The organism is Gordonia sp. B8661-1 (assembly GCF_059427765.1).
In genome coordinates, this window is the sequence record NZ_JCAHRL010000004.1 from 38,668 (window position 1) to 60,278 (window position 21,611).

The window sequence follows — 21,611 nt, forward strand, 5'->3', positions numbered from 1 at the left end:
AAAGAGAAAGGTACACGCCAGTGGACAGCTTCAACCCGACGACCAAGACGCAGCAGGCGCTGAGCGCTGCTGTGCAGGCCGCGGCCGCTGCTGGAAATCCCGACGTGCGTCCGGCCCACATCCTGGTGGCGCTGCTCGATCAGTCCGACGGTATCGCTGCTCCGCTGCTCAAGGCGGTGGGCGTGGATCCGTCGACGGTTCGTGCCCAGGCCCAGGCTCTGGTGGATCGTGCGCCGACGGTGTCCAGCGCGAGCGCGCAGCCCCAGCTTTCCCGCGAGTCGATCGCGGCCATCTCGGCCGCGCAGCAGCTCGCCGGTGAGCTCAACGACGAATACGTCTCCACCGAGCACGTCCTCGTCGGTCTGGCGACCGGCGACTCGGATGTGGCGAAGCTCCTCGCCGGCGACGGCGCCACCCCGCAGGCGCTGCGGGACGCATTCGTCGCGGTGCGCGGCAACGCTCGCGTCACCAACGCCGATCCGGAACAGACCTATCAGGCGCTGGAGAAGTATTCGACGGACCTGACCAAGGCCGCCCGCGAGGGCAAGCTCGATCCGGTCATCGGACGCGACAACGAGATTCGTCGTGTGGTGCAGGTGCTGTCTCGTCGCACGAAGAACAATCCGGTGCTCATCGGTGAGCCCGGCGTCGGCAAGACCGCGATCGTGGAAGGCCTGGCGCAGCGGATCTTCGAGGGCGATGTCCCGGAGTCGTTGCGCGACAAGACCGTCATCTCCCTCGACATGGGTTCGATGGTGGCAGGCGCCAAGTATCGCGGTGAGTTCGAGGAGCGGCTGAAGGCCGTGCTCGACGAGATCAAGGGCTCCGACGGGCAGATCATCACCTTCATCGATGAGCTGCACACCATCGTCGGTGCCGGTGCGACTGGCGATTCCGCGATGGACGCCGGCAACATGATCAAGCCGATGCTGGCGCGTGGCGAGCTGCGGCTCGTCGGTGCGACGACCCTGGAGGAATACCGCCAGTACATCGAGAAGGACGCGGCCCTGGAGCGCCGTTTCCAGCAGGTGTACGTCGGTGAGCCGTCGGTGGAGGACACCATCGGCATCCTGCGCGGTCTGAAAGATCGGTACGAGGTGCACCACGGTGTGCGCATCACCGACTCGGCATTGGTCGCCGCCGCAACGCTTTCCGATCGCTACATCACCTCGCGCTTCCTGCCGGACAAGGCCATCGACCTGATCGACGAGGCCGCGTCCCGCCTGCGCATGGAGATCGACTCCCGCCCCGTCGAGATCGACGAGGTGGAGCGCATCGTGCGCCGTCTCGAGGTCGAAGAGGTCGCCCTGCAGAAGGAGACCGACGCGGCATCGAAGGAGCGGTTGGAGAAGCTGCGCCAGGAACTGGCCGACCAGAAGGAGAAGCTCAACGAGCTGTCCGCGCGCTGGCAGTCGGAGAAGACCGCCATCGACTCCGTCCGCGACATCAAGGAGGAGCTCGAACAGCTTCGCGGAGAGGCGGATCGGGCCGAGCGCAACGGCGATCTGGGACGTGCTGCCGAGCTTCGGTATGGCACGATCCCGGGCCTGGAGAAGGAACTCGAGGCCGCGGCCGAGAAGACGGGCGCCGATCTCGACGGTGATGTGATGCTCCAGGAGGAGGTCGGCACCGACGACATCGCGGGTGTCGTCTCCGCATGGACCGGCATTCCCGCCGGCCGCATGCTGGAGGGCGAGACCGCGAAACTTCTTCGTATGGAGGAGGAAATCGGCCACCGGGTCATCGGACAGGCCGCCGCGGTGGAAGCCGTGTCGGACGCGGTCCGCCGTGCCCGTGCCGGCGTCGCCGACCCGAACCGGCCGCTCGGATCGTTCCTGTTCCTCGGACCGACCGGTGTCGGCAAGACGGAGCTGGCCAAGGCGCTCGCCGAGTTCATGTTCGACGACGAGCGCGCGATGGTTCGTATCGACATGAGTGAATACGGCGAGAAGCACAGCGTCGCACGGCTTGTCGGTGCGCCTCCCGGATATGTCGGATACGAGGCCGGCGGTCAGCTGACCGAGGCGGTGCGGCGTCGCCCGTACACGGTGGTCCTCTTCGACGAGGTCGAGAAGGCTCACCCGGACGTGTTCGACGTGCTGCTCCAGGTGCTCGACGAAGGGCGCCTCACCGACGGACAGGGTCGCACGGTGGACTTCCGCAACACCATCCTCATCCTGACGTCCAACCTGGGCGCCGGCGGTGACAAGGATCAGGTGATGGCGGCGGTGCGCACCGCGTTCAAGCCGGAGTTCATCAACCGGCTCGACGACGTGCTGATCTTCGACGCACTGAACCCGGGCGAACTGGTGGCGATCGTCGACATCCAGCTCGACCAGCTCCGCAAGCGGCTGGCGCAGCGTCGACTCGACCTGCAGGTTACGCCGAAGGCCAAGGAATGGTTGGGTGAGCGTGGCTTCGATCCGCTCTACGGAGCGCGTCCGCTGCGCCGCCTCGTGCAGCAGGCCATCGGCGACAAACTCGCAAAGGCCTTGCTGGCCGGGGACTTCCACGACGGCGACACCGTCCCCGTGGATGTCGCACCGGACGGTGAGTCGCTGGTCCTGGGTGCCGAGAAGTCGGAAAAGACCCCGGAACACGCCTGACCTAACTGCTGACAACGTCCCCCTGAGCGGGTGCCGAGGACATAGTGTCTTCGGACGCTCGCCAGGGGACGTTGGCCGTTGTTGACCGCTACGACTGTGCACAGGGCGGTGCCGGCGGGAGGGGAGTGTGACGACAGACAGCCCCACGAGGATGCAGGCGGCGACGCACACCTGCCGACTGCCCGGGATCGCGGCGTGAATCAGGACGACCGACGTGAACCAGACCGTCGATCCGAGTGCGCAGAGTGCTGCCGGCATCCAGTGATTGTGCCGGAGAAATGCTGCGCCACACTGACATTGCAGGATTGCCACCGTCAGTACGCCGACAATCAGCGCAACCGCCGCTGACGTCAGAGCTAGCCCGCCGTCGGCACGTATGACAGTCGCGTACGTGCCGGTCATCGTCAATGGGTGCTGAGCTCGGCGGCGGCTGTCGACGACGCGCTCGGTGTCGTGGCTGACGACGCCATCGCCATCGTCTCCGGGGAGCGGGACGGACGAATGGCTCTGTGTGCATCGCCGACGTGCCGGGCGGCGTTCTTCGACACCAGCCGGAGTCGTACTCGTCGGTGGTGCGAGATGAATACCTGCGGGAACCGGGAGAAGAAGGCGCGATTCAACGCCGGGCGGCACAAGTCCAAGTCGGCGAACGACTGAAAACGTCCTCCTGAGTGGGTTCCGGGGGCAAATTGCCCTCGGGCATCTGTCAGGAGGACGTTTTCAGCAGTGCCGCCGGTTCAGGCCGCGACGAGCTCGTCGATCTGGTTGATCGCGCCGGTGGCGCCCTCGACCATGCCCATGTCGAGCACCTTCTGCAGGGCCTCGGCGGATTCGTAATGGCCGACATAGGTGGCGACGGTCTTTCCGTCCCGCTCGACGAAGCTGTACTCGTTCTTCGAGACCGGCATGTCGTCGATGGGGGAGAAGTCCTCGGCGTTGGCGAAGCCGTCGTCGAAGGTGAAGCCGTTCGGCTCGTCGACCGAGGTGATCACCCAGTAGCCGGCGAACTTCTCGCCCTCGGGAGAGGTCATGTAATAGGTCACCCGGCTGCCCGGGGTGAGGCTGTGGTCTACGAAGGTGGCCGGGTATGTCGGTGGGCCCCAGATCTTTTCCAGCTGCCGCGGATCCGCGTAGATCTGCCAGATGCGGTCGACCGGTGCGGCGAACTCCGCTTCCATGGTCAGGGTCAGCTTGTCGAGATCGTGAGAAACGTTGGTGACAGGCATTGTTCACTCCTCCGTGGTTGATTCGATGGCGAGTAGGTCGTCGATGCGTGCGATGCGTCCCCGCCACACCTGCTCGAATTCCCCGAGCAGAGCCGACACCGCACGAACTGCGTCCACGTCGCCGCCCGCCAATTGCTCACGGCCACTGCGGCGTTTGTGCAGCAGCCCTGCTTTCTGAAGTACGGCAACGTGTTTCTGCACCGCGGCGAAGCTCATGTCGTACTTCGCCGCGAGTTCGGTGACCGAATGCTCGCCGGCCAGAACCCGCCGCATGATGTCTCGGCGGGTGCGGTCGGACAGGGCGTGAAACAGGGCGTCCGCCCGGTCTTCGTCTGTCTCGGTCACGAACCAAATATACAACTGATCGGTTGTACGTTGTCAACCCTCCGGCGAAAAGTTCGCGACGTCGGATAGGCCGGGTAGCGTGCGGGCATGGCGTATGTGATCACCGACGACGACGGCGTGACACGGTGCGTGTGGGCGGCCACGGAGCCGGAGACCAGCTATCACGACACCGAGTGGGGGATGCCGCTCACCGGCGACACCGCGTTCTTCGAGCGGGTTTGCCTCGAGGGTTTTCAGTCGGGGCTGAGTTGGCGCACAATCCTGACGAAACGTGAGAACTTCCGGGCCGCATTCGCCGGATTCGATGTCGAGCGGGTCGCCCGGTTCACCGATGCGGACGTGGAACAGTTGCTCGGCGATGCGGGGATCATCCGCCATCGCGGCAAGATCGAGGCCGCCGTCAACAACGCGCGCCGCGCCGCGGACCTCATCGACGAACAGGGCTCGCTGCACGACTACTTCTGGCGCTTCGAACCGGAGACACCACCGATCCCATTCAGTCAGACCACATCTGCGGAATCGACCGCCTTGTCCAAGGATCTCAAGAAACGTGGGTGGCGGTTCGTGGGGCCGACCACGATGTATGCGCTCATGCAGGCCAGCGGCATCGTCAACGACCACGCCGAGGAATGTGTGGCACGCGATGCGGTCGCTCGGGCACGTGACCGGGTGCGTCGGCCGGGTAAGTAGCTGGCGGCCGGCGTCAAAAGCGGTACAGCCATGTACATGGAATGATACATGAGTGTATCGTGAAGGCGTGATCGAGCAGCGCCTGCTGGATGCGTTCGAAGCGTCTCTGGCCGAAAATGGTTGGTATAACACCACTCTCGTCCGTATCGCGGAGCTGGCACAGGCGTCCAGAATGACCTTGCACCGCCGCGGCATCACCAAAGAAGTCTTGCTGCAAGCCCTCTCCGAGAGGCTCGATGCTGAGCACCGAGAAGCGTTATGGCCTGCGATGACCGGCACCGGAAGCGGCATCGAACGGATGGAGGCCCTGCTGCGCGCGGAGTGTGCGTTGACGGAGCGAAATCTGGTAATCCTCGAGGCGTTGGACAGCGCCGATCATGCGGCCATTTACCACGCGGAAAGTTCGTCCGGCTCCCGCTCGAGCTACCTCGCTCCGTATGAACGGATTCTGCTCGACGGCATCGCCGACGGCAGTATCCGCGCGGTCGGCGACGTTACCGATACCGCGACGGCGATTTTTACCTCGGTCGGATTGACGTACCGGCATCTTCGGTCCGGGCATCGATGGTCCGCGAAACGTGCCGGAGCTCTGCTCATCGAGATGACGCTGGCCGGCCTACGAACATGACCGTTCGCGCCGCCCCGATCCCCGCGGCCACGCTCGCCTTGGCGGTCGCCCACGCCGGCTGTGACTTCACTCAGGGGGCGGTTCCCGCTATCGGTGCGGTTCTCGCAGCGCACGGCACCGTCGACCTCGGGCAGGTCGGCATCCTCGTTTTCGCGGTCAACGCCGGGTCATCTGTCCTTCAGCCCGCCCTGGGGATCCTCGCCGACCGCACTCGGCGGCCATGGGTCTCGGTCGGGGGCGTTCTCGTCGCCGCACTCGGTCTCGGCGGCCTCGGCGCCGCTGACGGGTTCAGCGGGATGGTCGGCGCCACGGTTCTGTGCGGGATCGGTGTCGCGGCTTTCCACCCCGAAGCCGGCCGGTTGGTTCGAATCACCGCTACGGGCGAGTCGTCCGCGCGCGCCGTGAGTGTGTTCGCACTGGGCGGCAACATCGGCTTCGCGCTCGGACCGCTCGTCGCCGCGCCGGCAGGTGTGGCGGCGGGTTCAATCGGGGTGTCCGCGCCGGCCGTTATTCCCGCTATTGCGGCACTGCCGCTCATATGGACCATTCGTCGTCGCGGGCATCGAACCACCGACCGACCGACGTCGACTGCGCCACCGCCGCGAAGGCCGCGATCGTCAGCAGAACACGGGCGTGCGGTGTGGTGCCTTGGCGCCGTGATCACGCTGCGCTCTGCCGGCTACTACAGCCTGCAGGCGTTCGTGCCCGCGTACCTGGTCTCGACGTTCGCGGTCTCGGCGTCGGCTGCCAACCTAGGACTCACGGCGCTCGTCGTCGCCGGAACGATCGCCACGATGATTGGTGGCTGGAGAATGAGTCGAATTCCGGCGATGCGCCTCATCAGTCTGCCGCTGGGCCTGGTCGGAATCGCGACGGCATGCCTCCTGATCGCGCCCTCGTACGCGTCCGCGCTTGTGGCGCTCGGCGTCGTCGGCGCGTCGACCTTCGCAGGCTTCGGGCCCTCGATCGCGCTGCTCCAGAACTATCTTCCCGCAAGGGCTGCCCTGGCGTCCGCGATCGGTCTCGGCCTAGCTCCCGGCATCGGCAGTGCGATCGCGATACCGATCACCTACATCGCCCAGCGCGTCGGCTACACACCCGCAATCGCAACTCTCGCCGGCTTGCCGATCCTCGCTCTCGCGATGGCGGTCAGACTGAGGCCCGTGGCCGGTCCTGACCGCGAGTCCACGCGCATCGCAGCGGGATGACGCGGTCGGGTGTCCTCGTGCGGGGTTCCCGCTAGCCTGGCGTCATGGAACCCAACGGGCAGGAAGACTCGGTCGCGGCGGTCGCCGAGGCGAAATACGTTCTGCTGACCACCTTCCGTCGCAGTGGCGAGGGCGTGAGCACGCCGGTGTGGGCTGCTGCCGACGGTGACGCCATGCTCGTGTGGACCGAGGCAAACGCCGGAAAGGTCAAACGCATCCGGAACGATCAGCGGGTCACCGTGCAGAAATGCGATGCGCGCGGCAAGAAGACGAGCGGCCCTGTCGTCGATGGCACGGCCACGATCCTCGACGCGGCGGGCACCGAGCATGCCCGCACGCTGATCATCCGCAAGTACGGCCTTATCGGGCGGCTGCTCGTGCAGGCCAGCAAACTCCGACGCGGCTCCGACGGCACGGTCGGGATCCGGATCACCACCCTGACGCAGTAGCGATCGTGCTCTCGCCGGTCCCAGTGTGATGGTTGATGGGCCACCTCGGTGGTGTTCTCGCTGGTCGAGTAGCGTGCGAGCGCAGCGAGCCCGCGTATCGAGACCATGATCTCGATACGACCTCGGCTGGCGCCTCGGTCTACTCGATCACCGAGGGGCTCGGCTGGCGCCTCGGTCTACTCGATCAGCGAGGGTCTCGGCTGGCGCCTCGGTCTACTCGATCAGCGAGGGTCTCGGCTGTGACAGTCGGCCCGCTCGCTTCGTTTCCGGCGTCAAGGCCTCGGTCTACTCGATCAGCGAGTGGGTGGTCGGTTGACGCAGTCGCTGCTAATCCGGCGTCAAGTAGTGGCGGACGACCGTAGAGAAAGCGTTAAGAAACGCGTCGGCGGGTCCGTGGCGAGTCACAGTATGAGTCGGCCGCCGACAAGGTGGCGGCCGGCCGCGACATCAGGGTCACCCCTGTCCGCCGCGGCCACCATCGTGTGGGCAGCGTGACGGCGCCCACCGTCAGCGAAGGACTGCTGTGGCCGACCTCCTCTACTGCCTCGCGGCGATCGCAGGTTTCGCGATCTGTCTCCTGGCACTCACCGGTCTCGACGTACGGATCGGGCGGTGACCGCCGACGGCGCAACCAATGTCGTGATGCTGACGTTGGCTCTGCTCGTGGGGGTTTTCCTGTTGATCGCGCTGGTCTTCCCGGAGAGGTTCTGATCCCGTGAACTCCACTGTGGCCGGCCTGCTGCAGGTCGTCTTCCTCATCGCCGTTCTGGCGGTCGTCTACGTGCCGCTCGGCGACTACATGGCGCGCGTCTACGATTCCCGGAAAGACCTTGCGGTCGAACGCCTCATCTACCGGGTGGCGCGTATCGACCCGCGTCGCGGACAAACCTGGATCGGTTATGCGCTTGCGGTACTGGCCTTCTCGCTGATCTCGTTCTTCACCGTGTATCTGCTGCAGCGTCTGCAGTCGGTGCTGCCGTTCAACGACGGCAGGCCCGGGATCTCACCGTCGATGGCCTTCAACACCGCGATATCCTTTGTCGCCAACACCAACTGGCAGTCGTACTCGCCGGAAATGGTGATGGGCAACCTGAGTCAGATGCTCGGACTCGCGGTGCAGAACTTCGTGTCCGGTGCGGTCGGCATGGCCGTCGCGGTCGCCCTGATCCGCGGCATCATCGCCCGGAACAGAACCGGTGAGATCGGCAACTTCTGGGTCGACCTGGTGCGCGGTTGCCTGCGAATCCTGTTGCCAGTCAGCCTCGTCATCGCGATCATCCTGGTCTTCCAGGGTGCCGTGCAGTCCTTCCACTCCGGATTCGGCTTCCATATTCTGGGCGGCGACGAGTCCCGGAGTCTCGTGGGCCCGTTCGCGTCGCAGGAGGCCATCAAGGCCGTCGGTACCAACGGCGGTGGCACACTGTCCGCCAATGCGGCGCATCCCTTCTCGAATCCGACACCGCTGTCGACGATCGTCGAGATCTTCGCTCTGTTGGTCATCCCGGTGTGCCTGACCCGCACCTACGGCACCCTCGTCGGTGACCGGCGGCAAGGCCTCACGCTGCTGGGCGTGATGGGCGCGATCTGGACCGGCATGCTCGCCATCGTGTGGACCGCCGAGGCCAACCCCGACGGCATCGCAGCGAAGGCGGCGGGCGCCATGATGGAGGGCAAGGAGATGCGCTTCGGTGTGCCGGCCTCCGCGTTGTTCGCGGTATCGACCACCGGAACATCAACCGGCGCAGTGAATGCCGCGCACGACAGCTTCTCGGCAGCCGGTGGCGGAGCGCTGATCTGGAACATGCTGCTCGGGGAGGTCGCGCCCGGCGGCGTCGGCTCCGGACTCTACGGCTTGCTGATCCTGGCGATCATCACGGTCTTCGTCGGAGGGCTTCTCGTGGGCCGCAGCCCGGAGTTCCTGGGCAAGAAGATCGGTCAGGCCGAGATCACCATGGCGGCGCTCTACGTGCTGGTCATGCCGGCGCTGGTGCTCACCGGTACGGCGATCACCGTGATCCTCGGCTCGATAACCGGCTACCAGGGCAACTCGGGTGATCCCGGAACGCCGGGAGCCATCCACGGGTTCAGTGAGGTGTTGTACGCCTTCACATCTGCCGCCAACAACAATGGCAGCGCCTTCGGTGGACTCACGGTGACCAGCGACTGGTTCCAGACCTCCCTCGGATTGGCGATGCTCCTCGGCCGCTTCCTGCCGATGATGTTCGTCCTGGCGCTCGCCGGCCTGCTGGCACGGCAACGTCCGCGGGACGCCCGGTCGACGGTGGGTGCTGGTGTAGACGTCGGGGGATCTCGATACGCAGACTCGCTGCGCTCGCCTGCTACTCGATCAGCGAGTGAAGGGGCTGTGTCTGCTACTCGATCAGCGAGTGAGGGGGCGGCGGTGTCCGGCACGGTGGTGCTGGAGAAGGCGGAAGCCGATGGGGCACAGCCGGATTCTGAACGAACCAACACCGGTTCCACTCTGCCCACGCACGGACTGCTGTTCGGCGTGCTGCTCGCCGGAACCACGTTGCTGGTCGCCGGTCTCACCTTCTTCCCGGCCATGGCGCTGGGCCCGATCGCGGAGGCAATTCTGTGAGTACCGAACTTCTGGAAACACCCACGCCGAGTGACCTTCCGGCACAATCCGAGACCACCGAGCTGGTCACGCGAGGCGCCTTCGAGCCTCGTCAGTTCCTCACCTCCCTCCCGCAGGCACTCCGGAAGCTGACGCCGCGCGCGCAGGCGCGCAACCCGGTGATGTTCGTGGTGTATCTCGGGGCCATCGTGACCACGGTGCTGGCACTGTGGCAGCCGTCCTGGTTCTCCTGGGCCGTCACCGCATGGCTGTGGTTCACCGTGCTCTTCGCGAACCTGGCCGAGGCCGTCGCCGAGGGCCGCGGCCGGGCGCAGGCCGACAGCCTCCGAAAGGTCAAGCAGGACACCATCGCCCGACGACTCGACGACGACGGGTCCGTCACCGAGATTCCCGGTGGCGAACTACGTATCGGGGACCGGATCGTCGTGCAGGCCGGCGAGGTCATCGCCGGCGACGGTGACGTGGTGGACGGCATTGCCACCGTGGACGAGTCGGCCATCACCGGCGAATCCGCGCCGGTGGTCCGGGAGTCCGGGGGCGACCGCTCGGCCGTTACCGGGGGCACCGTGGTGCTGTCCGACCGCATCGTCGTGCGCATCACCACGGCCCCGGGCGAGACGTTCGTCGACCGGATGATCGCACTCGTCGAAGGAGCCGCACGCAAGAAGACCCCCAACGAGATCGCGCTCGACATCCTGCTCACCAGCCTGACGATCATCTTCCTGCTCGCGGTGGTGGCCGTCGGTCCGATGCAGCAGTATGCGGGGCAGACCCCTGATCCGGTCAAGCTGATCGCGCTGCTCGTCTGCCTGATCCCGACGACCATCGGCGCCCTGCTGTCGTCCATCGGTATCGCCGGCATGGATCGTCTTGTGCAGCACAATGTTCTGGCGATGTCAGGTCGTGCGGTGGAGGCCGCCGGTGACGTCGACACACTGCTCATGGACAAGACCGGCACCATCACCTTCGGCAACCGCCGGGCCACCGCCCTGGTGCCGGCCCCGGGTGTGGAGGTGATCGAACTGGCGCAGATCGCCTACGAGAGCAGCCTCGCCGACGACACCCCGGAGGGCCGGAGCATCGTTGATCTGTGCCGCGCCGACTACGCCATCCGGGAAATCGATCCGGCATCGATCGAGGCGGCCCGTGCCCAGGTGCACCCCGACTACCAGGTCGTCGCCTTCACCGCCGAAACCCGCATGAGCGGAATGGATGTGGACGATCACGGCACAGTTCGGCAGTGCCGGAAGGGTGCAGCTGACGCGGTCGAGCGCTGGATCACCGACACCGGCGGCAGACTGGACCCGATGGTTGCCGGAGAGGTGGAGGCGATCTCCACCGAGGGCGGCACACCACTGGTCGTCGGCGTCCGTGACGGTGGCGGCGAGGTGCAGGTACTCGGCACCATCGCGCTCTCCGACGTCGTGAAGCCCGGTATGGCGGCTCGCTTCGAGCAGTTGCGCGCCATGGGAATTCGCACGGTGATGGTGACCGGCGACAATCCGCGTACCGCACGGGCCATCGCCGCGGCCGCCGGTGTCGACGACTTCGTCGCGGAAGCCACCCCGGAGGACAAACTGGAGCTGATCCGGCGCGAGCAGTCCGGTGGCCGGCTGGTCGCGATGACCGGGGACGGCACGAATGACGCACCCGCACTGGCACAGGCCGATGTCGGGCTCGCGATGAACACCGGGACGTCGGCGGCCAAGGAGGCCGGCAACATGGTGGATCTGGATTCCGATCCCACCAAGCTGATCGATGTGGTGGCCATCGGTAAACAGCTGCTCATCACCCGTGGCGCGCTGACCACGTTCTCGCTGGCCAACGACCTCGCGAAGTACTTCGCGATTCTGCCCGCACTGTTCAGCGGCATCTACCCGCAGCTGGATTCGCTCAACATCATGCGGCTGCACTCGGCCGAGTCGGCGATCGTCTCGGCGGTGATCTTCAACGCGATCATCATCATCGGCCTCATCCCGCTCTCGCTGCGGGGTGTGCGGTACCGGCCGTCGTCGGCGTCGAAGCTGTTGGGCCGCAACCTGATGATCTACGGGCTCGGTGGCGTCATCACGCCGTTCATCGGGATCTGGCTCATCGATCTCGTCGTTCGTTTCCTGCCCGGGATGGGATAGTCACATGCATTCGATGCTCTCCGGATTCGTCCGGCAAATCGTCACCGCGTTCATCGCGCTCTGCGCGCTGACGGTCATCCTCGGTCTCGCGTATCCCGCTGCCGTCTGGGCTGTTTCACGGATCACCAGTACGACGGCCGAGGGTTCGCAGATGCGGGATGCCCACGGCTGCACCGTGGGGTCGTCGCTCATCGGGGTCGACCCGCGGGTGCCTGCGGGCGCTCCCGACCCGTATCTGCACGCGCGGGTGCTCGGCTCCGCCGATGATCCGATGGCGCCGGGCGATCCGTCGGCGTCGGCAGCGAGCAACAAGGGCCCCAACAACTCCACGCTCGTCGAGTGGATCAACGCCCGCCGCACCCTCATCGCCGATCGTGAAGGGGTGGCACCCGCGGCGGTTCCCGCCGACGCGGTCACCGGCCCGGGCTCGGGACTCGATCCCGACATCAGTCCGGCGTATGCCGAACTGCAGGTGCCGCGACTGGCCAGGGAGAACCGGCTCCCGGAGTCCCGGGTGCGGGAGATCATCGCCGATCGCACGTCGGGCAGGCAGTGGGGCTTCCTCGGGCAGCCACGCGTCAACGTGCTGCAGGTGAATCTCGCGCTGGGACACACGGTCACATCGTGCGACTAGACGACACCCACACGTTTGCCGATCCTCGGCCCGGCGTGCGCGGATACACTCGGGGACATGGGCGCATCACCTGACCGGGGACGACTCGAGGTCTTCCTCGGGTGCGCTCCGGGCGTGGGTAAGACCTACGAGATGCTCGCCCACGCCCGGGTGTTGCGCGACGAGGGCGTCGATGTGGTCATCGCGGTGGTGGAGTCGCACGGACGGATCGCAACCGCCGCGCTCGTCGAAGGTCTCGAGGTCGTTCCGTTGCGCACGGTGACCTACCGGGGCACCGATCTGGAGGAGATGGATCTCGACGCCGTGCTCGCACGCAAGCCGCAGGTGGCGCTCGTCGACGAGTTCGCGCACACCAACGCGCCGGGTTCCCGGAATGCCAAGCGGTGGCAGGACATCGACGAACTCCGCGACGCGGGTATCGATGTCCTGTCGACGATCAACATCCAGCATCTGGAAAGCCTCAACGACGTGGTCGCCCAGATCACCGGTGTGACGCAGCGCGAGACGGTGCCCGACGACACCGTGCGCGCCGCGGATCAGATCGAACTGGTCGACATCGCCCCACAGGCGCTGCGGCAACGACTCTCCGCCGGGAAGGTCTATCCCGACGGCCGGATCGACGGCGCCCTGTCCAACTACTTCCGACAGGGCAACCTGACGGCGCTGCGTGAGCTGGCGCTGCTGTGGCTGGCCGATCAGGTCGACGACAATCTGGCGGATTATCGTGCGGCACATAACATCACCGACACCTGGGAGGCGCGGGAGCGGGTGGTCGTCGCGGTGACGGGCGGTCCCGAATCGGCGACTCTGCTGCGGCGTGCGAGCCGTATCGCCTCCCGGTCGAGTGCGGAACTGGTTGTGGTGCACGTGCTTCGCGGTGACGGTTTGGCCGCACGCGGGCAGACCGATCTCGACGAACTGCGGCGGCTCGCCGCAGGATTCGGTGCCCGCATCCACACCGTGGTCGGCGACGACGTCCCGTCCACCCTGCTGGACTTCGCCCGTGGGGTGAACGCCACCCAGTTGGTGCTCGGCACGTCGCGCCGCCCGCGCTGGCAACGTCTGCTCGACGAGGGAGTCGGTGTCAGCGCGGTCCGGCAGAGCGGCCGCATCGACGTCCACATGGTGACCCACGACGAGGCACGTCGCCCGAATCGACTGGACATCAGGCACACCCGCTTCCACCGTCCGCTCAGTTGGCTGTTCTCCATCGCCGTGCCCGCAGCCCTGACCGGGCTACTGTGGCTCACCGATCGGTGGCTCGGCTTCGCCAGCGAATCCGCCCTGTACTTCGTCGGGGTACTCGCGGTGTCGATGCTCGGCGGCATCGGCCCCGCGGCGGTGTCGGCACTCGTCTCCGGGTTGCTACTCAACTACTTCTTCACCGATCCGCGGTTCACCTTCACGATCGCCGAGCCCGACAACATCATCACCATCCTGGTGTTGCTGGTGGTGGCCGTTGCCGTTGCCGCGCTGGTTGATTCGGCCACCGTGCGGCGCGCGCAGGCGCAACTCGCGGGCCGGGACGCCGAACTGCTCGCGGGCTTCTCCAGTGCGGTGCTCGGTGGGGCAGACGTGCCGGGCCTGCTCGACCGCATTCGCGAAACATATGATCAGCGCGCGGTGTCCATCGTGCGTCGGACGGGCCGGGACACGGTCGTCGAGGCGTCGGCAGGCGTCGATCCGCCCGGCACCGCGGACGCTGCCGACACGGTATGTCCGGTGCCGGGCAACGAATTCGAGCTGCTGCTCAGCGGTTCGGAGATCCCCGGGCGAGATCGCCGGGTGCTCACCTCGGTGGCCAGCCAGGCAGCGGGCGCGGTGGAGCGACGAAAGCTGGAGGCGGAGGCGTCCGAGGCCCGGGCGCTCGCGCAGACCGACGAACTGCGCCGGGCGTTGCTCTCCGCGGTGAGCCATGACCTTCGAACCCCACTCGCCGCGGCCAAGGCATCGGTGTCCAGCCTGCGCAGCACCGATGTGACCTTCGGTCCCGAGGACACGGCCGAATTGCTGGCCACCGTCGAGGAATCCGTGGATCAGCTCGCCGACCTCGTCGGCAATCTGCTCGACTCGTCCCGTCTCGCCGCCGGTGTGGTGAGCCCGCAGTTGCGCCGGACCTTTCTGCCCGAGGTCGTACACCGGGCCACCGCCATGGTGTCGCGCCGGGAGCCGGACGCCCCGGCGATCGTGGTGGACCTGGAGGAACAGTGGGCCTACACGGATGCGGGGCTCCTGGAACGCGTGCTGGCGAATCTCATCGACAACGCCCTTCGTTACGGAGGTCCGGGCATTCGGGTGGAGTCGCGGCCAGCGGTCGACGAGGCCGGCGACGACGACCGGTTGTGCGTCATCCGCGTCATCGACGACGGACCGGGTATCCCACGCGCGGAACGGGACCGGGTGTTCACTGCCTTCCATCACTACGGAGACACCAGCACCGCGACGTCGGGTGTGGGTCTCGGTCTCTCCGTGGCCAGGGGATTCGTCACCGCGCTGGGCGGGACTTTGATCGCGAGCGAAACACCCGGCGGCGGTACGACAATGACGATCACCCTGCCGTCCACCCCCGACGCCGAATCGATATCGAAAGGTGACCTCCGATGAGCGGCGAGATCCGGGTCCTCGTCGTCGACGATGAACCGCAACTGCTGCGCGCACTGCGCATCAACCTGAACGCACGCGGCTTCGCGGTGACCACCGCCGCCAACGGCACCGATGCGCTGGCTGCGGTTGCGCGCGTGAACCCGCAGGTGGTGGTGCTCGACCTGGGGCTGCCGGATGTGGATGGGCTCACCGTGCTCGAGGGCCTGCGCGGCTGGACGAGTGTTCCGGTGATCGTGTTGTCGGCCAGGGGCGATGCGGCCGACAAAGTGGCCGCCCTCGATGCCGGCGCCGATGACTATGTCACGAAACCCTTCGGCATGGAGGAGTTTCTGGCACGATTACGTGCGGCGATACGACGTGGCAGCACGGCCGTCGCCGCCACGGAATCGCCCACCGTCGACGCCGGAGACTTCTCCGTCGACCTGGTGGCGAAACAAGTTGTGCGTCAAGGGGAGCCGGTGCATCTGACACCCACCGAATGGGGCGTGCTGGAACTGCTCGTGCGCAACGAGGGAAAACTGGTGGGGCAGAAGGAGATTCTGCACACCGTCTGGGGACCCACGTACGGCGGCCAAACCAATTATCTACGTGTCTATCTCGCGAGCCTGAGACGCAAACTCGAAGCGGATCCGGGTCATCCGGCGCATCTGCTCACCGAGGCCGGTATGGGGTATCGATTCGTCCGCTGAAACCGGGAAATTCTGCGTGACGGACGTCGCTTACGACGGTGTACGGACGTATGACGACACGCTTGTCCACCTGCGAATTCGTTTGTGGCCGCTCGACATGATCCTTAGCGCCGCGTAAGTTCCACATGTGCGATCGCCCCGTGCGCTCGGCGGGACGGCTTGTCCGGCTGGGGGTACTTGCTGTGACGCGAGATCACTGGCCGATCGATTGCAGGAGGCGCAGGATGTCTTCGGATCCCCATCCGGCCGCGGCGGCAGATTCCGCCACGGCAACCACCGAGTTCACCCAACTGGCTCCCGACCCGGAAACACCCGAGGGCAAAGCCATCATCCGTAAGGCCATCGGTGCCTCGGCGATCGGCAATGCGACCGAGTGGTTCGACTACGGCGTCTATGCAGCGGCAGCCACCTACCTGACACACGCATTCTTCCCGGGCGAGCTCGGCTCCATCGGCACGATGCTCGGCTTCGCCATCTCCTTCGCCCTGCGCCCGCTCGGCGGCATGGTGTGGGGCCCCATCGGAGACCGCATCGGCCGGAAGGCCGTGCTGGCCATGACGATCCTGCTGATCTCCGGTGCGACCGCACTCATCGGCGTGCTCCCCACCCACGCGGTGGCGGGTATCTGGGCCCCGATCCTCCTCATCATCCTGCGTGTCATCCAGGGTTTCTCGACCGGTGGTGAATACGGCGGCGCCGCAACATTCATGGCGGAGTACGCCCCGGACAAAAAGCGCGGCAAGTACGGATCGTTCCTGGAGTTCGGCACCCTTGCCGGATTCAGTGGCGGCACCGCCTTCGTCCTGCTCCTCGAACTCCTGCTCTCCGACGACCAGATGCAGACGTGGGGCTGGCGCATCCCGTTCCTGTTCGCCCTTCCGCTCGGCCTGGTCGGCCTCTACCTGCGTTCGCAGATGGAGGACACTCCGGTCTTCCAGGAGATGGAGAACGCCGACGAGATCACCGGCACCCCGTGGACGAGGTTCGTCGATCTGCTGCGCAACTACTGGCAGCCGATCCTGATCATGTTCGGCATGGTGATCGCGCTCAACGTCGCGAACTACACGCTGCTGGCCTACCAGCCCACCTATCTCAAGGCGACCATCGGCCTGTCCGAGACCTCCGGTTCGATCGTCGTGCTCATCGGTCAGGTCGTGATGATGCTGGCGATCCCGTTCTTCGGTCGCTGGTCGGACTCCACCGGCCGCAAACCGATGTGGTGGGGTTCGCTGATCGGCCTGTTCGTGCTCGCGTTGCCGATGTACTGGCTGATGGGCCAGGGCATGGCCTGGGCCATCGTCGGATTCGTCGTCCTCGGGCTGCTCTACATCCCGCAGCTGTCCACGATCTCGGCGACGTTCCCCGCCATGTTCCCGACTCAGGTGCGGTACGCGGGCTTCGCGATCTCCTACAACGTGGCCACCGCGGCCTTCGGCGGTACCGCGCCCCTGGTCAACGACGCTGTCGTGCAGGAGACGGGCTGGAACCTCTTCCCGGCCGCGTACATGATGGGTGCCTGCGCGATCGGCATGATCGCGATGATGTTCCTCAAGGAGACCGCGGGCGCGTCGATCCGTGGCACCGAGATCCCGAGCCTGGAGGACGAGTTGTCCGGCGACCGGAGTCCGGCGGGGGTCAAGTCCTGACGCGCGGCCCGCTCAGGCGAGCAGCCTGAGCGCGGTGAGAGCGTAAGCGCGGGCCGGGATCTCGAGTTCGTCGATGGACACCGACTCGTCCGGCTGATGCGCTTCACCGTTGATGTCGCCGGGTCCGCAGACGATGGTGGCGATCCCGAGGTCGCGGTTGATGAAGCCGCCGTCGCAGGCGGCGCTCCATCCGCCGACCGAGGTGGCTCCGCCGCTGTCGGTGATCGCACCGACGGTCTCGGTCACGATGGGATCATCTGCGGCCGTGGCGAATCCGGGCATCTCCATGGTCACCCGTACGTCGACCTCGATGCCGTCGGTGTCGATGCCCGACTCGGCGATCTCGGTTCGTAGTCGTTCGGCGACGGCTTCCGCGTTCTCGTCGGGCATGAGCCGCCGGTCGATACCGAGGTCGCACATCGGCGCGACCACCGAAATGCCTTGCCCACCAGCGATGGTGCCCACGTTCCAGGTGCCGAATCCGAGGAGCTCGTCGGGGTCGTCGGCGAGTCTGGTCCGGTCGGCCCGGATCAGGTCAACGATCGCGGCGGCCGCCTCGATCGCATTACGGCCGTCCGAGGGGCGCCCGGAATGCGCTGCGCGGCCGGTGATCCCGATTTCGATGTAGGAGGCACCGCGACAACCGCGGACCACGGACAGGTTGGTCGGTTCGGCCACGATGCACGCGGCGAAGGCCTGCTCGGCCGGTCGCGACACGTAATCGCGGACACCGAGGCCGTGTTCTTCCTCGTCCACGGTGCAGACGAGTTGCACCGGCCCTCGTAACCGGACACCGGCGCGCGCCAGAGCCGACATGGCGACCACGGCGGCTGCCAATCCGCCCTTCATGTCGGTGCTGCCGCGTCCGTAGATGCGGCCGTCGACGATCCGGGCTCGATAGGGATCGGCGGTCCAGTTCGGTCCGGCGGGCACCACATCGGAGTGACCGAGGAGCATCAGTCCCGGCCCGTCTCCGCCGGCGAGTGTCGCCACCAGATTCGGACGGCCCGGCGCCACTTCCTGTGTGCTGACGGAGAATCCGGCGTTGCGGCACGCCTGCTTCAGGACATCGACGGCCGCGGCCTCGGTGCCGCCCGGATTCTCGCTGGGCGCCTCCACCAACGCTGCGGTGAGCGCCGTGACGGCCTGTGCGTCGATGTGGGCGAGGACGGCGGCCTCGGCCTCCGTGAGTGACACCGGTGCTCCTCCGATCGCTGGGCTGTTCACCTGAGTCTATGTGCTGTCGCAGGCGGGGCATGCCCACAGAAATTTCACGTCACAGCCTCACCGACCGGATAATCCGGTTCGCTCCTCTGTGAGGTCGAATTTCTGTGGTGGTCTCCCGCGTCACGCCTCGTCCGCCATCGCCGCGGACAACCGACGCAACGCCTGCACCGCGTCGCGCCACTCGTCGCGCGGAAGGCGGTCCGCGATCCGCTCCGCTGCCGCGCGGTGCTGAGGATTGATCCGGCGGACGGCGTCGAGGCCCGCCGGCGTCGCCGCGACCAGCTTCGCCCGGCGATGGTGCGGATTGTCGCGGTACTCGACGAGTCCGTCGGCCGCGAGCAGATCCGCGGTGCGCTGCACGCTCTGCCGGGTGATGCCCATGGCGCGAGCGATCGCCGACACGGTGAGCGGCGTCGTCAGCACCGCACCGAGCACCTGCCAGCGTGTCGCGGTGAGCCCCGCCGGCCGAGCCAGTTCCTCGGCGAGCGTCAGGAATCGCCCGTTGAGGGCGAAGACGGTGAGCGCCGTGTCGGAGAGCAATTGCTGGGGGTCGGCCGACGAATCCGGCACGGTCACCGTCCGGCCTGCAAGTCGTAGAAGCCACTCGGATCGTGCTTGCCGTACAGCCGGTACCAGGCGTCGAGGGTGTCCTGCGAGTAGATATCCAGCGCGGCGAAGACCTCACGGGCGAACTCGACGGGCGCGACGCCGCCCGCGGTGATCACGCCGCGATCGGTGACGGCGGGGGCCTCCACGTACCGGGTCGCCCCCGCGTACCCCGTGGGCTCGAGCTGCTGTGGTGCGTTACTGGTGTGCGCGCGGTCATCGAGAAGGCCGGCACGGGCCAATCCGACTGTGGCGCCGCAGATTCCGGCGACATGTACGCCGGCGTCGACCCAGCGGCGTGCCGCGCCGACGAACTCCTCGTTGCCCGTGTCCCACGTCTGCGCCCCGGGCAGCACGAGCATTGCGCTGTCGGACGCCTCGACATCGGCGAGGGACCTGTCGGGCGTCATGGTCACGCCGCCGATGGTCCGGATCGGTTCGGTGCCCGCGCCGACGGTCACGATCCGGAATCTGCCCGGGTGTTCCTGGAATTCGGGATTGTTGATGCCGGCCGCGACGTATCCGTACTCCCAATCGGCGAGGGTGTCGTACAGGGCGAGATGCACGGTCTTCATGGTGGTCATGGCGTTGCCTCCCTGGTGGTGATGCCGGTCGGGGCCCATCCGGCCATATGACAACATGCTGTCAATATGACAGCGTTTTGTCAATGGTGACCGAGTGGGAGGCATGATCGCGCGAGCGGAACGGTCCGCGATAGTAGGCTGGTGCGCGATGACCATCGTCTATTTCGTGATCGCCGTGCTGGCCCTGATCGGTGCCGGGGTGCTGTTGTGGCTGGATCGGCAGCGCTCCACCGTCGCGCGTCACCAGCGGGCCGTCTGGGGAGACCAGCACGAGTTCAAGTTCCGTGAATCGGATGCGAAGCTGCGCAAGGTCTTTCGGCGCGCCACCATGGATGTGCCCGAGCATGTCGCAGTTCAAGATGTTGCATACGGACATTACAAAGGTGCCGAGGCGGTGGTCTTCGATCTCGACGACACCGCCACGGTGATCGCGGTCCGGCGATCATCCGGCTCGCCGGTCGTCGTCGACCTGCGACATGAGGATGTGCTGGCACCCGCGGAGGAGGATGTGGAACTCCTCGGCGCGATGGGACCGAGGGTGATGTTCTCCAATGACCTCGACGTCGCACGCCGGGTCTGCGACCGCAGGATGGTCGCGCTGGCCAATACGGCGCCGTCGTTCGTCGAGGTGCTGTGGAACGAGGGCAACTGGGCTCTCGGTTCGATGCCGCTGACCACCGATTCCGAACAGCTCAACACCGGACTCGATGTCGTTCGCCGTTTCGCCGACCTGTTGCGGGTGCTCCCGCCGTCGGTCGAACCGCAGGACACGCCCGATCCCCGTGACCCGCACGGGCCGACGCGTGCGGAGTTCGCGGACGAGAAGACCGACCACATGCACGACAAGGAGCGCAGGCGCCGCATCACCGACGATGTGCCCGGTGAACCGGTCGAGCCGCCGTCGGAGGCGCCCACGCGTGCGTGGAGCGCGGTGCCCGAGGGTCGCGCACCCGAGACCGGGCGGCGGATGCAGCCCATGCCGGTGCGTGGACCGTCGCGCGGACCATCTGCCCCGAAGACCTGGACACCCGAGGGCCGCTCCGATGCCGCCGATCCGGATCTTCCGCCGGGGGAGCGTCCCAACCGGCACCGCAGGCCCTGACATCTGATCGGGGCCGAGATGCTTTGGCCCCGAACGCTATCCGTACCAGCAGAAACGAGTTCCGACGTGTCCGCATCCGCGCCGATTCCCGAGGTGGACGCCGCCGCCCGCGCCCGTCTCGCCGCCCTGGTGGCCGAACTGGCCGTGGTGCACGGCAAGGTCACACTGTCCTCGGGCAAAGAAGCCGACTATTACGTCGACCTGCGGCGGGCCACCCTGCATCACGAGGCGTCGCGCCTCATCGGGCAGCTGATGCGTGAACTCACCGCGGACTGGGACTACGCCTCGGTCGGCGGCCTGACCCTCGGTGCCGATCCGGTCGCCACCTCGGTCATGCACGCCGACGGACGCGCCATCGACTCCTTCGTGGTCCGCAAGGCGGCGAAGACCCACGGCATGCAGCGCCGCATCGAGGGACCCGACATCGCGGGCCGGCGCGTGCTCGTGGTGGAGGACACCAGCACCACCGGCGCCTCCCCGTCCACGGCCGTCGAGGCGGCGCGTGAGGCCGGGGCCACGGTCGTCGGGGTCGCCACCGTGGTGGACCGGGCGACCGGGGCCGACGAGGTCATCGGCGCACTGGGCGTGCCTTACCGGTCACTGCTCGGCCTGGCCGACCTCGGGCTGGCCTGAGCT

Annotated in this window: 19 protein-coding genes and 1 pseudogene; 15 read left to right on the forward strand and 5 right to left on the reverse strand. The window is 66.7% G+C overall.

All coding sequences use genetic code 11. The annotated features are described in order from the left end of the window. The first annotated feature begins 20 nt into the window (after positions 1–20). Both clpB and AC4JJG_RS10255 read left to right on the forward strand, forming a co-directional pair. Positions 21–2,606, forward strand: a complete 2,586-nt coding sequence (gene clpB / locus AC4JJG_RS10250; protein WP_495401075.1) for an ATP-dependent chaperone ClpB — start codon at positions 21–23, stop codon at positions 2,604–2,606. Between the two features lie 396 nt (positions 2,607–3,002). Further along, positions 3,003–3,263, forward strand: a pseudogene (locus tag AC4JJG_RS10255) (CGNR zinc finger domain-containing protein); the annotation flags it as partial. 80 nt (positions 3,264–3,343) lie between these two features. On the opposite strand, the gene AC4JJG_RS10260 reads toward AC4JJG_RS10255, so the two are convergent. Both AC4JJG_RS10260 and AC4JJG_RS10265 read right to left on the reverse strand, forming a co-directional pair. Beyond that, positions 3,344–3,832 carry an SRPBCC family protein gene (locus AC4JJG_RS10260; RefSeq protein ID WP_495401076.1) on the reverse strand — a complete coding sequence of 163 codons (489 nt, stop codon included), beginning with the start codon at positions 3,830–3,832 and terminating at the stop codon, positions 3,344–3,346. Positions 3,833–3,835: 3 nt separating this feature from the next. Next, a complete protein-coding gene (locus AC4JJG_RS10265; protein ID WP_495401077.1) occupies positions 3,836–4,177 on the reverse strand; it encodes an ArsR/SmtB family transcription factor in 342 nt (113 codons plus the stop codon). Positions 4,178–4,264: 87 nt separating this feature from the next. Between AC4JJG_RS10265 and AC4JJG_RS10270 the strand changes: the two genes are divergently transcribed. From AC4JJG_RS10270 to AC4JJG_RS10320, 11 genes are all read left to right on the forward strand, one after another. Next, positions 4,265–4,867, forward strand: coding sequence for a DNA-3-methyladenine glycosylase I (locus tag AC4JJG_RS10270; RefSeq protein WP_495401078.1), 603 nt, complete (start codon positions 4,265–4,267; stop codon positions 4,865–4,867). Positions 4,868–4,934: 67 nt separating this feature from the next. After that, on the forward strand, positions 4,935–5,495 hold the full coding sequence (locus AC4JJG_RS10275; protein ID WP_495401079.1) for a TetR/AcrR family transcriptional regulator: 561 nt from the start codon (positions 4,935–4,937) through the stop codon (positions 5,493–5,495). Next, positions 5,492–6,703 carry an MFS transporter gene (locus AC4JJG_RS10280; protein WP_495401080.1) on the forward strand — a complete coding sequence of 404 codons (1,212 nt, stop codon included), beginning with the start codon at positions 5,492–5,494 and terminating at the stop codon, positions 6,701–6,703. Before AC4JJG_RS10275 ends, AC4JJG_RS10280 begins: the two co-directional genes overlap by 4 nt. A 44-nt stretch (positions 6,704–6,747) precedes the next feature. Continuing rightward, on the forward strand, positions 6,748–7,152 hold the full coding sequence (locus AC4JJG_RS10285) for a PPOX class F420-dependent oxidoreductase (RefSeq protein ID WP_495401081.1): 405 nt from the start codon (positions 6,748–6,750) through the stop codon (positions 7,150–7,152). Positions 7,153–7,764: 612 nt separating this feature from the next. Then, positions 7,765–7,863, forward strand: a complete 99-nt coding sequence (locus AC4JJG_RS10290; RefSeq protein WP_495401082.1) for a potassium-transporting ATPase subunit F — start codon at positions 7,765–7,767, stop codon at positions 7,861–7,863. 4 nt (positions 7,864–7,867) lie between these two features. After that, on the forward strand, positions 7,868–9,751 hold the full coding sequence (gene kdpA / locus AC4JJG_RS10295; RefSeq protein ID WP_495401083.1) for a potassium-transporting ATPase subunit KdpA: 1,884 nt from the start codon (positions 7,868–7,870) through the stop codon (positions 9,749–9,751). A gap of 11 nt (positions 9,752–9,762) precedes the next feature. Next, entirely contained in the window at positions 9,763–11,883 is a 2,121-nt protein-coding gene (kdpB, locus tag AC4JJG_RS10300; protein ID WP_495401376.1) for a potassium-transporting ATPase subunit KdpB, read from the forward strand. A 4-nt stretch (positions 11,884–11,887) separates the two neighbouring features. Beyond that, positions 11,888–12,517, forward strand: a complete 630-nt coding sequence (locus AC4JJG_RS10305; RefSeq protein ID WP_495401084.1) for a potassium-transporting ATPase subunit C — start codon at positions 11,888–11,890, stop codon at positions 12,515–12,517. A 57-nt stretch (positions 12,518–12,574) separates the two neighbouring features. Continuing rightward, complete coding sequence (locus AC4JJG_RS10310) at positions 12,575–15,121, forward strand: DUF4118 domain-containing protein (protein WP_495401085.1); 2,547 nt, start codon at positions 12,575–12,577, stop codon at positions 15,119–15,121. After that, positions 15,118–15,810 carry a response regulator gene (locus AC4JJG_RS10315; protein ID WP_495401086.1) on the forward strand — a complete coding sequence of 231 codons (693 nt, stop codon included), beginning with the start codon at positions 15,118–15,120 and terminating at the stop codon, positions 15,808–15,810. Before AC4JJG_RS10310 ends, AC4JJG_RS10315 begins: the two co-directional genes overlap by 4 nt. Before the next feature lie 224 nt (positions 15,811–16,034). Next, positions 16,035–17,456, forward strand: a complete 1,422-nt coding sequence (locus AC4JJG_RS10320) for an MFS transporter (protein ID WP_495401087.1) — start codon at positions 16,035–16,037, stop codon at positions 17,454–17,456. Between the two features lie 12 nt (positions 17,457–17,468). Here the strand turns inward: AC4JJG_RS10320 and AC4JJG_RS10325 are convergent, their stop codons facing one another. The 3 genes from AC4JJG_RS10325 to AC4JJG_RS10335 all read right to left on the reverse strand — a co-directional run bounded on the left by AC4JJG_RS10325 (position 17,469) and on the right by AC4JJG_RS10335 (position 19,864). Continuing rightward, positions 17,469–18,668, reverse strand: a complete 1,200-nt coding sequence (locus tag AC4JJG_RS10325) for a M20 family metallopeptidase (protein WP_495401377.1) — start codon at positions 18,666–18,668, stop codon at positions 17,469–17,471. A 135-nt stretch (positions 18,669–18,803) separates the two neighbouring features. Continuing rightward, positions 18,804–19,259, reverse strand: coding sequence for a MarR family winged helix-turn-helix transcriptional regulator (locus AC4JJG_RS10330; protein ID WP_495401088.1), 456 nt, complete (start codon positions 19,257–19,259; stop codon positions 18,804–18,806). Continuing rightward, entirely contained in the window at positions 19,256–19,864 is a 609-nt protein-coding gene (locus AC4JJG_RS10335) for a DJ-1/PfpI family protein (RefSeq protein ID WP_495401378.1), read from the reverse strand. Before AC4JJG_RS10335 ends, AC4JJG_RS10330 begins: the two co-directional genes overlap by 4 nt. A 157-nt stretch (positions 19,865–20,021) precedes the next feature. Here AC4JJG_RS10335 and AC4JJG_RS10340 point away from each other — a divergent pair, with 157 nt between their 5' ends. Continuing rightward, positions 20,022–20,975, forward strand: a complete 954-nt coding sequence (locus AC4JJG_RS10340; protein WP_495401089.1) for a TtfA family protein — start codon at positions 20,022–20,024, stop codon at positions 20,973–20,975. 18 nt (positions 20,976–20,993) lie between these two features. Next, on the forward strand, positions 20,994–21,608 hold the full coding sequence (gene pyrE / locus AC4JJG_RS10345) for an orotate phosphoribosyltransferase (RefSeq protein ID WP_495401090.1): 615 nt from the start codon (positions 20,994–20,996) through the stop codon (positions 21,606–21,608). The last annotated feature ends 3 nt before the right edge of the window (positions 21,609–21,611 follow it).